The organism is Bergeriella denitrificans NBRC 102155 (assembly GCF_001592185.1).
GTDB lineage: Bacteria > Pseudomonadota > Gammaproteobacteria > Burkholderiales > Neisseriaceae > Neisseria > Neisseria denitrificans.
Map to the genome: position 1 here is coordinate 1 of NZ_BCWL01000043.1, position 12,097 is coordinate 12,097.

Consider the following 12,097-nt stretch of genomic DNA (forward strand, 5'->3'; position numbering starts at 1 on the left):
TCCGCATTTGATTTAAAACCCATCATTATCAAAATATTCATATAAAAATTAATCTCCCGGAAAATTTTTCCCACTCCCTTCCCCCACCCCACCAAGTATTCTGCCCCGAGTTTGTGATAAATCAGATATTCCGCATCCTGCTTGGATTAGAATGAATTACAGCATCGGCATTGCGCCTGCAGGCAACTCGAGCACGCGCAGTCGGTCGCTTCATTTCTATATAAATAACCAACCCACGCACAGAGAAAATACGTTATGGACAAAATCGGCTTTAAGCCCGTTCCCGCTGCCATTGCTACGGCATTGGCTTTATTGATTTGGTTTGTAATTCCCGTACCCGACGGCGTGACGCCGCAGGCTTGGCATTTGCTGGCCATGTTTGTCGGCGTGATTGCCGCCATTATCGGCAAGGCCATGCCCATCGGTGCCCTGTCGGTGGTGGCGATTATGCTGGTGGCACTGACGGGCGTGACCGCCGAGAAGCCCTCCGATGCGATGAAAGACGCGCTCTCCAGCTTTTCCAGCCCGCTGATTTGGCTGATCGGTGTGGCGATTATGATTTCGCGCGGGATTTTGAAAACCGGCCTCGGCGCGCGCATCGGTTATCTGTTTATCGCCGTATGGGGTAAGAAAACGCTGGGCATCGGTTACAGCCTGGCGATTTCCGAGCTGCTGCTGGCGCCGGTGACGCCCTCCAATACCGCACGCGGCGGCGGCATCATCCATCCGGTGATGAAGGCGATTGCGGGCAGCTACGATTCCGATCCGGAAAAAAACACGCAAAACCGCATGGGTAAGTATCTGGCGCTGGTCAACTACCACGGCAATCCAATTACTTCGGCCATGTTTATCACCGCCACCGCGCCCAATCCGCTGGTGGTCGATATCGTGGCCAAAGCCACCGGCAGCGACATCCAGCTGAGCTGGGGCACTTGGGCGCTGGCGATGCTGCTGCCGGGCTTGGTGGCGATGTTTATCATGCCGCTGGTTCTGTATTTCATGTATCCGCCCGAAATCAAGGAAACGCCGAACGCGGCGCAGTTTGCCAAGGAAAATCTGGCGAAAATGGGCGCGATGAACCGGGGCGAGAAAATCATGCTGGCGATTTTTGCGCTGCTGCTGACTTTGTGGGCGGGCATTCCGGCCATGCTCTTCGGCAAAGCGTTTGCCGTTGATGCCACCACCACGGCCTTTATCGGCCTGAGCCTGCTGCTGCTCTCGGGTGTATTGACTTGGGACGATATTCTGAAAGAAAAAAGCGCGTGGGACACCATCACTTGGTTTGCCGCGCTGGTGATGATGGCGACTTTCCTGAACAAATTGGGCTTAATCGGCTGGTTCTCCGGCGTATTGGAAAGCGGCATCGGCCGTCTCGGCTTGGGCTGGATGGGGGCTTCCGCGCTATTGCTGCTGGCCTATCTCTACGCGCATTATATGTTTGCCAGCACCACCGCCCACATTACCGCCATGTTTGCCGCGTTTTACGCCGCCGGCGTGGCACTGGGCGCACCGCCCATGCTGTTTGCCCTGCTGATGGCCGCGGCCTCCAGCCTGATGATGACGCTGACCCACTACGCCACCGGCACATCGCCCGTGATTTTCGGCTCGGGCTACACCACGCTGGCCGAATGGTGGAAAGCCGGATTTGTCATGAGCGTGATTAACATTTTGGTGTTCGTGCTCGTGGGCGGCATTTGGTGGAAAATATTGGGCTATTGGTAAACACCGCTGCCAAGCCGTCTGAAAACGCTGCAACCGCCGCATTTTCAGACGGCTTTTCCATGCAAAATGAAATGCTTGAAAATATTTCGATAAGATGTAAAAATCCTATCCGGCCGCGTGCGCCCTGCACCCGGCCTTTAATAAGAATATCCGCTGCTTTATCCCAAATAACGAAGGAACCGCCGTGCGCGCCCCATTTCCCCGACACACCCGTCTCGCCATTCTGACCGCTTCGCTGCTCGCCCTGGGCGGCTGCAATTTTTTCGGCAGCGACGATACCGCTGAAAAAGAGCTGGTACAACGCATCGAACCCACCCAAAACGACGGCAGCGTGCAAATGCTGCTGCCCGACTTTGCCCAGCTGGTGCAAAACGAAGGCCCCGCCGTCGTCAATATCCAAGCGGCCAAAGCCCCGCGCAACAGCGCCGACAACAGCATGGATTTGAACCAGGTGCCCGAAAGCGATCCTTTCTACGAATTTTTCAAACGCCTCGTGCCGAATATGCCGGAAATCCCGCAGGATGACGACGGCTCCGAATCCAACTTCGGCTCGGGCTTCATCATCAGCCCCGACGGCTACATTCTGACCAATGCCCACGTGGTATCCGGCATGGGCAATATCAAAGTCTTGCTCAACGACAAACGCGAATACCCCGCCAAGCTGATCGGCTCCGACCCGCAGTCCGACGTTGCCCTGCTGAAAATCGAAGCCAACGAGCTGCCGGTGGTGAAAATCGGCAATCCGAAAGATTTGAAACCGGGCGAATGGGTGGCCGCCATCGGCGCGCCTTTCGGCTTTGACAACAGCGTGACCGCAGGCATCGTGTCCGCCAAAGGCCGCAGCCTGCCCAACGAAAACTACACACCCTTTATCCAAACCGACGTCGCCATCAACCCCGGCAATTCGGGCGGCCCGCTCTTCAACCTCAAAGGCCAGGTGGTCGGCATCAACTCGCAGATTTACAGCCGCAGCGGCGGCTTTATGGGCATTTCCTTCGCCATTCCGATTGATGTGGCGATGAACGTGGCCGACCAGCTCAAAACCACCGGTAAAGTACAGCGCGGCCAGCTCGGCGTGATTATTCAGGAAGTGTCTTACGACCTGGCCAAATCTTTCGGCCTTGAAAAAGCCAGCGGCGCGCTGATTGCCAAAGTGATGCCCAACAGCCCCGCCGCTCAAGCCGGCCTGCAGGTAGGCGACATCGTCCGCAGCGTCAACGGCGAAGAAGTCCGCGCCTCCAGCGACCTGCCCGTGATGGTGGGCGCGCTGCCGCCGGGCACGGAAGTGACGCTGGAAATCTGGCGCAAAGGCGAAACCGCCACCGTGAAAGTCAAGCTCGGCAGCACCGCCCAAACCACGGCCGGTAACGATGCCGCACCCGACAACTCCGGCTTCCCGGCCGAAACGCAAGGTTTTGTGGTCGAAGAAGCCGGCCTGGTGCTGCAAAGCAGCGCCCACAGCGGCCGCCCGCGCCTGATTGTCAGCCGTGTGACCGGCCCGGCCGAGCGTGCCGGCCTGAAACGCGGCGATGAAATCATTGCCGTCGGCCAACTGGCGGTGGAAGACGAAGCCGGTTTCCGCAGCGCGCTGGCCGCAGCGGGCAAAAATGTGCCTTTGTTGGTACAGCGCGGCGGCGATACGCTGTTTTTGGCGTTGAATTTGCAATAATTCCGTGATTTGATGATAGAATACCCGCTATTTGCAAACAATGGCGGGTATTTCCCTATCCTGCCGGGCAAACCCCGATTTTTCAGACGGCCTGCGCCTGCGTTTCACACCTCAGGCCGTCTGAAAAACCATCCAACCTGATGATATCCTTATGCAACTAGTCGATTACTCCCATTCGTTTCTGTCCGTCGTGCCCGCCTTTCTGGCTTTGGCGCTGGCTGTAATAACCCGCCGCGTCCTGCTGTCGCTGGGCATCGGCGTGATTGTCGGCGTGCTGCTGCTGACCGGCGGCCACCCGCTCAACGGCCTGGCCCATCTGAAAAATCTGGTCGTCGGCTTGGCTTGGGCAGACGGCGACTGGTCGCTGGGCAAGCCGAAAATCCTGCTGTTTCTGCTGCTTTTGGGCATCTTTACTTCACTGCTCACCTATTCGGGCAGCAATCAGGCGTTTGCCGACTGGGCCAAGCGCCACATCAAAGACCGTCGCGGCGCGAAAATGCTGACCGCCTGCTTGGTGTTTGTGACCTTTATCGACGATTATTTCCACAGCCTGGCCGTCGGCGCGATTGCCCGCCCCGTGACCGACAAATTCAAAGTTTCCCGCGCCAAGCTGGCCTATATTTTGGACTCCACCGCCGCGCCGATGTGCGTGCTGATGCCGGTATCGAGCTGGGGCGCGTCGATTATCGCCACGCTGGCCGGCCTGCTCGTCACCTACAACATCACCGAATACACGCCGATGGGCGCATTTGTGTCCATGAGTCTGATGAATTATTACGCGCTGTTTGCGCTGATTATGGTATTCGTGGTGGCCTATTTCTCGTTCGACATCGGCTCGATGGCGCGCTTGGAGCGTGCCGCGCTCAATGAAGTCCACCCCGAACACGACATTTCAGACGGCAGCAAAGGCCGCGTTTACGCCCTGATTATCCCGGTATTGGTACTGATTGTGTCCACCATCGCCGCCATGATGTACACCGGCGCGCAAGCGCTGGAGAGCTTCAGTGTATTGGGCGCATTTGAAAATACCGATGTCAACACTTCGCTGGTATTCGGCGGCGTGTGCGGCATTTTGGCGGTATTGCTCTGCACCGTCGGCACCATCAACGCCGCAGACTACCCGCGTGCCGTATGGGTGGGCATGAAATCCATGTTTGGCGCGATTACCATTTTGGTGCTGGCCTGGCTCATCAGCGGCGTGGTCAGCGATATGAAAACCGGCGAATATCTTTCCACTCTGGTGGCGGGCAATATCAACCCGGGCTTCCTGCCCTTTATCCTGTTCCTGCTGGCCAGCGTGATGGCTTTTGCCACCGGTACCAGCTGGGGCACGTTCGGAATCATGCTGCCGATTGCGGCGGCCATGTCCGTCAAAGTCGATCCCAGCCTGATTATTCCGTGTATGTCGGCGGTAATGGCCGGCGCGGTGTGCGGCGACCACTGCTCCCCGATTTCCGATACGACCATTCTGTCTTCCACCGGCGCGCAGTGCAACCACATCGACCACGTCACCACGCAGCTGCCTTACGCTTTGTCGGTAGCCGCCGCCGCGTCCGCAGGCTATCTGGCATTGGGCTTTACCCACTCCGCCTTTATCGGCTTTGCCGCCACCGGCGCCGCGCTGGTTCTGCTGATTCTGCTGCTGAAAAACCGGCAGCCCGCCACGCTTGACTGATCCATATTCAGACGGCCTTTGGCCGTCTGAAACTTTTAACGAGACTTCAAAATGACCACACCCCACATTCCGCGCGGCCCGGTAATGGCCGATGTACACGCCTTCCGCCTGACCGACGAAGAAAAACAGCGCCTACTCGACCCCGCTATCGGCGGCGTAATCCTGTTCCGCCGCAACTTTGAAAACGTGGCGCAGCTCAAAGAATTGGTGCGCGAAATCAAAGCCGTGCGCACGCCCGAGCTGGTGATTGCCGTCGATCACGAAGGCGGCCGCGTGCAACGCTTTATCGACGGTTTCACCCGCCTGCCCGCCATGAACGTATTGGGCGAAATGTGGGACGAACAAGGCGCACAAGCCGCTAAAGCCACCGCCGAGCAGGTCGGCTGGGTCTTGGCGACCGAGCTTTCCGCCTGCGGCATCGACTTGTCGTTTACCCCCGTGCTGGATTTAAACTGGGGACAATGCGCCGTCATCGGCAACCGCAGCTTCCACCGCAACGCCGACATCGTCACCGAGCTGGCGCTGGCGCTGCAAAAAGGCCTCAACAAAGGCGGCATGAAATCCTGCGGCAAACACTTCCCCGGCCACGGCTTTGTCGAGGGCGACAGCCACCATGTGCTGCCGCAGGACGACCGCAGCCTGGCCGAGCTTGAAGCCGCCGATATCGTCCCCTTCCGCAAACTCAGCGCCGCCGGCATGGCCGCCGTGATGCCCGCCCACGTCGTTTACCCGCAAGTCGATGCCAAGCCCGCCGGCTTCTCCGAAAAATGGCTGAAAACCATTCTGCGCGACGACATCGGCTTTAAAGGCGTGATTTTTTCAGACGACCTCACCATGGAAGGCGCGTGCGGCGTCGGCGGCATCAAAGAGCGTGCCGACATCTCCTTTGCCGCCGGCTGCGACATCGTACTCGTGTGCAACCGCCCCGACCTGGTGGACGAATTGCGCGACAGCTTCCGCATCCCCGCCAACCCCGAGCTGGCCGCACGCTGGCAATACATGGCCAACACCCTGAGCGCCGAACAGGCGCAAGCCGTAATGGCCACACCCGAATTCCAAGCCGCGCAAGCCTTAACCGCGCAGCTGGCCACCCCGAAAGATACCGCCGGCGGCGTTAAAGTGGGCGAAGCGTTTTAATCCGCACACCCTATCGCCGTAAAAGCAAAGGCCGTCTGAAAACATTCCATTCAGACGGCCTTTGCTTTATCATATCCGAAAACACGCTGCATCAGCGCATAAACACAAACATTCATACACATCCTCCGTTCCGCCACCCAAACGCTTCAAGGACATGCCATGAATACCGCCGCTTCCGCCCTCTCCGCCCTACTGCTGCTCGCCCTGGCCGCCCCCGCCGCCGCCAATCCGGCCGACACCGCCAAAGGCCGCCAACTCTACGAGCGCAACTGCGCCGCCTGCCACGGCAAAAAAGGCGAAGGACGCGGCACCACCTTCCCGCCGCTCTACCGCTCCGACTACATCAAAAACAAACCGCACGCGCTGGCCGCCAGCATCACCAAAGGCATCAAAGGCCCGATTAAAGTCAACGGCAAAACCTACGACGGCTTTATGCCCGCCATCGCGCTCAACGACGCCGATGCCGCCGCCATCGCCACCTACATCATGACCGCATTTGACAACGGCGGCGGCGTCATTACCGAAAAAGACATCAAGCAATCCCGCAAAAAATAAGCCCTGCCGCCGCCGCGCAACAGCCTTGTATCCGCTCCAAATTATGATACAATACACGACTATTCTGTTCTCCTGCGGGTCTGTAGCTCAGGGGTTAGAGCAGGGGACTCATAATCCCTTGGTCGTGGGTTCGAAACCCACCGGACCCACCAAAAAATATAACATCAAATCAATAATTTACCCTCCCTATCACACAAATTCAGATTTTGCATAAAATCCACTTTGTCAAAAGTTTGGCGTGAGCTCAAATCCGTGCCGTAGGGCGGGTTTGCTGCTCTGCTCATCCGCAGAATAAAACCAAACAGCCAAACTCAATCCAATCTTTGCCTTGCGACAAAGCGACGGGTTCCGTGAACGGGATTTCCTTTGGTTACAAGATGCCTGTCCTACCTGTTTCCGATGAAAAAAGCCGTCTGAAAATCTGCATTTTGCGGATTTTTCAGACGGCTTTTTTTTAATTACTCCGCCGTTTGCTCCGTTTGCCGCACCGCGCTCAGCAGCGGCACCAGCAAATCGACGACCATGTTTTCAAACAGCGGCGTATCGGTCGGCAGGGTTTCGTCCTGCCCGAATACCAGGGCGACTTCGGTGTAGCTGCGCTGCCCTTTGCTCATTTTGTTGCCGTTGTAGGCTTTGAACGCGGCGGTTTTGGCAGCTTCCCAATCCTGTTTTTTCAGATATTCTTCCGCGGCGGCCAGGCTGGTTTTGGCGAAAAACGGCAGCGGGCGGCTTTGGCCGATGCGGTAATATTCCAGCCATGCCGCCAGCCAATCACGCGCCTGCTGCTGCGGCAGGGGCGGATAGACTTCGGTATGGCCGTTTTCCACGATATAAGTCGGCAATGCGCCGTTTTCAGACGGCCCGGCGGCGCAGTAAATCAGATGTTCCAGCAGCAGCGCGATGCTGTCGGGCGCGGTCGGCGTGCGGTTTTGGAACACGATTTGCCCGGCTTGGTAAAGGCGCGTAAGGCTGCCGGAGAGGCGGTAGCCTGCCAGCACCAGCTCATAGGTATAGGGCGGGTGTTTGGGGCTGTCGAGCAACGCCTGTTCGATGCGCTTGGCGGCCGTCTGAAACTGCTGCTGCCACAGTGCGCCCAATTCACCGGCGGGCAGCAGGCTTTCGGCGGAGAGTTTGGCGGCCACGCCGTCGAAATCGCGGCGGCTGCGGCGGGCTTCCAGATAGGCATCGGCAATCTGCGCGCCCTCTTCCGGCTCGAAAGGCTCGGCGGCTTCCCAGGCTTCGTCGCGGTACGGGGCTTTCCACGCCAGTGTGTGCTGCAGCCAGTGGCGGACGGGATTGCGCCAAAAGCCGATGAACTCGGCCTGCGACAAGCTTGGGTTTTCAGACGGCATATCTGCCGCGTTCAAGGGTTCGCTGAAAAACGGTACGGCGGCACGCTCGGGGCTGTTGAGCGCCTGCGCGTAATCCGAACGCGTGCTGACCAGCGCGTCGCTCTGCGCCTGCGGCAGGAAATAGCGTGTGGAAAAGGCTTGCAGCGGATGTTGGATCACCCATTCTTCCGACAGGGTTTTGCTGCGCTGTCCGGTCATGGCGGCCACGGTATCAATCAGCTCGCTGACCAGGGCGGAGGGTGCCAGTTCGTCATCGTTGCGGATGCTGCGGCCGGTATAGGACAGATACAATACTTCGCGGGCGCTGATTAAGGCTTCGAGAAACAGATAGCGGTCGTCGTCGCGGCGGGCGCGGTCGCCTTTTTGCGGGTGTCGGGCAATCAGGTCGAAAGCGGCCGCTTTGGTGTTGCGCGGGAAATCGCCGTCGTTCAGCCCCAGCAGGCACAATACTTTGAAAGGCAGGCTGCGCATGGGCACCATGCTGCAGAAGGTGATGCCGCCCTGCAGGAAACCGGCCTGGCTTTCGCTGTTTAAAAAGCGGCGCAGATGGCGGGTGGCGGTATGCAGGTTCAGCAGCCCGTCAAATCCGGCCAATTCCGCTTCTTCCTGCCATTTGGCCAGCGCCTGCTCAAACTGCTGCAAGGCGTGCTGGTCGTTTTCAGACGGCAGCAGCAGCGTCTGCATCAGCCCGCGCACCCGCTCCGCCCATACCGGAATTTCGGCAGCTTCCTGCCATTGCGCGGCAATGTCGGCCAGCGTGCGGATAAAGGCGGCAAAGCGGCTGAATACCTCGATTTGGTTGACATCGGCATGCCACGCGCTGACCGACTGCCACACGCCGCTGCCGCCCTCGGGCAGCATCCAGCCCAACACCAGCCGGTCGGCCGCCTGCTGCCAGGTAAACAGATTATCGGCCGCGCCGCGCATCTGCGCGTCCAAACCCCAATGGATATTGAGCGAGGCCACGGTATCGTGCAGCAGCGGCACATCGTCCGCCGTCAGGCCGAAGCGTGCCTGCACCGGGCCGCTTTCCAGCAGCGGCAGGACTTTATCCACTTCAAAACGGCTTTCCAGCAAGTCCAACACCTGCTCCAGCGTATGCAGCAGCGGCTGACGGCGGCTGAGTTTCACATCGGAAAGGGAATACGGCAGCGCCTGCCCGCCCGCCTGCGCGCGGCCGAATACGGCTTCGATAAACGGGCTGTAAGGCGTGATGTCGGGGGTGAGTACGGCAATGTCGTGCGGCTGCCAATCGGGATGTTCGTGCAGCATCTGCAGGATTTGGTCTTTTAAAATCTGCAACTCGCGCAAGGGGCTGTGCGCCGACACGATGCGTATCGAGCCGTCTTGCAGCGCGGTGGCGGTGGCTTCGTTTTCAGACGGCATATTCAGCGTTTGGATATCGTATTGCAGGCGGTGCAGCAGGCTTTCGGGCGCGCGTGTTTCGGGCTGCTCGAACACCTGCGTTTCCAGCTCGATTTCCGACAAAAAGTCAAAAAAGTCGCGCCCCTGTTTGCCCAGAGAAGCCAAAAGCGGATGACCGCTCTGGCTCAAATCCGGCTCGCCGCCGCTTTTGAGAATTTGCGCCGCTTCAACCACATTGCCCCAATACTGCTCGCTAGGATTGAGTGCAAACACAAACACTTCGCAATGCTCGGCCAGCTTTTGCAGCAGCTGCAGATACATCGGCGCCATGGTGGAAATGCCGAATACGAAAAAACGCTCGGGCAGACGCTCTGCCGACAGCGCGTCCAGCAGCTGCGTCCACAGCGCCACGCGGTGCGGCGAAGATTGGCGGCCGTCGTCCAAAAAGCGCCACAGCTCCGCCTGCCAGCCCTCGTCTTCGCCCAAATCCAGCAGCCTGCCCGCCTGCCACGCGGCAATCCATTGCGGGCGGTACACCAGATATTGGTCGAACATATCCGCCAGCTGCCCCGCCAGCTGGTAATCCGCCGATTCGCCACTGCCCAAATAGCCTTGCAGCGCGGCGCGGCTGAGTGTTAATCCGCCGTCCCCGCCGCTTTGGAAGGCATCGCTGCGGAACAAATCCAGCAGCCGCCAGCGCATCACTTCAGGATTAAACGGGCTGAGCGCGGGCACGCCGGGGATAAATTCGCGCATCAGCCGCCAGGTCAGCCCTGCAGGCAGGCTGAAACGCAGATTGGCCGCCACGCCGTTTTCCTTAGCCAGAAAGCCGTTCAGATAGCGGCGCATGCCCTGGCTCTGCACAATCACTTCCTCCGCCGCCAAAGGATGCGACAGCGGGCGTACCTGCTGGATTTTGCAAAACAGCGCCGCCAGCGTTTCCAGGCGGTTGGACTGATACAGATAAAATTTGGCTTCAGACATGGCGGCAGATACGGGGGAAATCATCAGATAGGAAATGATAAGGCCGTCTGAAAAAAAATGGTAGTGCCGCAGCGTTTTGCCTTACCGGCATTTTTCAGACGGCTTGTTTGCGCTTTATCAATAACGCTGACCGGCAGCAGGCTACAATATAGTTCTTTATAACTAGGTCTATAGAATTATTGCTACACCATGAACGACAGCCCTGCTTTTTCAGACACCGCCGCCGCGCAAGCCAAACGCCGTTATCTCACCATCTGGCGCTGGCACTTTTACGCCGGTATTTTCACCACGCCTTTTCTCATCCTGCTGGCCGCCACCGGGCTGGCCATGCTGCTGTTTGCCAATATTTCGGGGCGGGACGGCGAACGTATGCGCGTTGTCCCGCAGGCCGCCGTTCAACCTTTGTCGGCTCAGGCAGAAGCCGCACGGCGGGCGTTGCATTCCGACAGCGCATCGGTGGTGCAGTATATCGCCCCGCGTTCGGCCGATACCGTGGCGGTATTCCGTATCGACGACGGCGGCAAGGCCGTGATGGCAGCCGTCGATCCCTATACCGCGCAGGTGCTGAAAACCTATCCGCGCCACCAAGATTGGTATCACTTGATGGACGAAATCCACAGCGACATCCTGCTCGGCAGTTTCGGCGACTATCTGCTGGAAACCGCCGCTTCGCTGACCATTTTGCTGATTGTCAGCGGCATTTATCTGTGGTGGTCGCAGTCGGCCGGCAAAGGCAGCCTGCCGCGCCGTCTGAAATCCCTCTTCCTGCCCCGGTTCGGGCAAGGCCGCAGCGCCTGGCGCAGCCTGCACGGCGCGGCAGGGCTTTGGGTTTCGCTCGTTTTGCTGACTTTCTGCCTTTCCGGCTTGGCGTGGGCGGGTATTTGGGGCGGCAAGGCGGTGCAGGCATGGAATCAATTTCCCGCCGGAAAATGGGGTGTCGCGCCCATTCCCCAATCCGACGCCGCCACCCACGGCATGCTGCTTAACGACGGCAAAACCAAAGAAGTGCCGTGGGTATTGGAATTGACGCCCATGCCGCAATCGGGTACGGCGGCCGGCGCAGACGGCATCCGTTCCGATGTCCCCCTGACTTTGGAAACACTCGACCGCTATGCCCGCGAAATCGGCTTTGAAGGCCGCTACCAGCTTAACCTGCCCAAAGGCGAAACCGGCGTATGGACGCTGAGCCAAGACTCGATGAGCTACGATTCCGACAGTCCTACCGTCGACCGCACGGTGCATATCGACCAATACAGCGGCAAAGTCCTCGCCGACATCCGCTACGATGATTACAACCTGTTCGGCAAATTTATGGCCGTCAGCATCGCGCTGCACATGGGGACGCTGGGCTGGTGGAGCATTGCAGCCAACGCAGCATTCTGCCTGACGGTTATCATGATGTGCATCAGCGGCTGGGTGATGTGGTGGAAACGCCGCCCGTCCGGCGCAAGCGGCCTGATTCCGCCCGCACGGCACATACCGCTGCCGCCTTTTTGGGGCATGGCGCTGCCCCTGCTGCTGATTGCTGCACTTTTCCCGACCGCGCTGGCCGCCATTGCCGCAGTCTGGCTGCTCGACAGACTGGTTTTAACCCGCATTCCCGCCTTGTCCGGCTGGTTCAAATAAGCACAAAAATAT

General features: G+C 58.8%; 7 protein-coding genes and 1 tRNA gene. 7 read left to right on the forward strand and 1 reads right to left on the reverse strand.

Translation table 11 applies throughout. The annotated features are described in order from the left end of the window. The first annotated feature begins 255 nt into the window (after nt 1-255). The 6 genes from BDE01S_RS04150 (at nt 256) to BDE01S_RS04175 (ending at nt 6,910) form a co-directional block, all read left to right on the forward strand. Entirely contained in the window at nt 256-1,722 is a 1,467-nt protein-coding gene (locus tag BDE01S_RS04150) for a DASS family sodium-coupled anion symporter (RefSeq protein ID WP_082790414.1), read from the forward strand. 220 nt (nt 1,723-1,942) lie between these two features. Continuing rightward, nucleotides 1,943-3,391, forward strand: a complete 1,449-nt coding sequence (locus BDE01S_RS04155; protein WP_245934329.1) for a DegQ family serine endoprotease — start codon at nt 1,943-1,945, stop codon at nt 3,389-3,391. A 151-nt stretch (nt 3,392-3,542) separates the two neighbouring features. Next, nucleotides 3,543-5,066: a Na+/H+ antiporter NhaC family protein gene (locus BDE01S_RS04160; RefSeq protein WP_066077742.1), complete on the forward strand. Its 1,524-nt coding sequence runs from the start codon at nt 3,543-3,545 to the stop codon at nt 5,064-5,066. A gap of 51 nt (nt 5,067-5,117) precedes the next feature. Further along, on the forward strand, nt 5,118-6,203 hold the full coding sequence (nagZ, locus tag BDE01S_RS04165) for a beta-N-acetylhexosaminidase (RefSeq protein WP_066077744.1): 1,086 nt from the start codon (nt 5,118-5,120) through the stop codon (nt 6,201-6,203). 159 nt (nt 6,204-6,362) lie between these two features. After that, on the forward strand, nt 6,363-6,758 hold the full coding sequence (locus BDE01S_RS04170; protein WP_066077746.1) for a c-type cytochrome: 396 nt from the start codon (nt 6,363-6,365) through the stop codon (nt 6,756-6,758). 76 nt (nt 6,759-6,834) lie between these two features. Next, nucleotides 6,835-6,910: transfer RNA gene (locus BDE01S_RS04175), tRNA-Ile, on the forward strand. A gap of 306 nt (nt 6,911-7,216) precedes the next feature. Here the strand turns inward: BDE01S_RS04175 and recC are convergent. Then, a complete protein-coding gene (gene recC, locus BDE01S_RS04180) occupies nt 7,217-10,459 on the reverse strand; it encodes an exodeoxyribonuclease V subunit gamma (protein ID WP_066077755.1) in 3,243 nt (1,080 codons plus the stop codon). Between the two features lie 189 nt (nt 10,460-10,648). Between recC and BDE01S_RS04185 the strand changes: the two genes are divergently transcribed. Continuing rightward, entirely contained in the window at nt 10,649-12,085 is a 1,437-nt protein-coding gene (locus BDE01S_RS04185) for a PepSY-associated TM helix domain-containing protein (protein ID WP_066077749.1), read from the forward strand. The last annotated feature ends 12 nt before the right edge of the window (nt 12,086-12,097 follow it).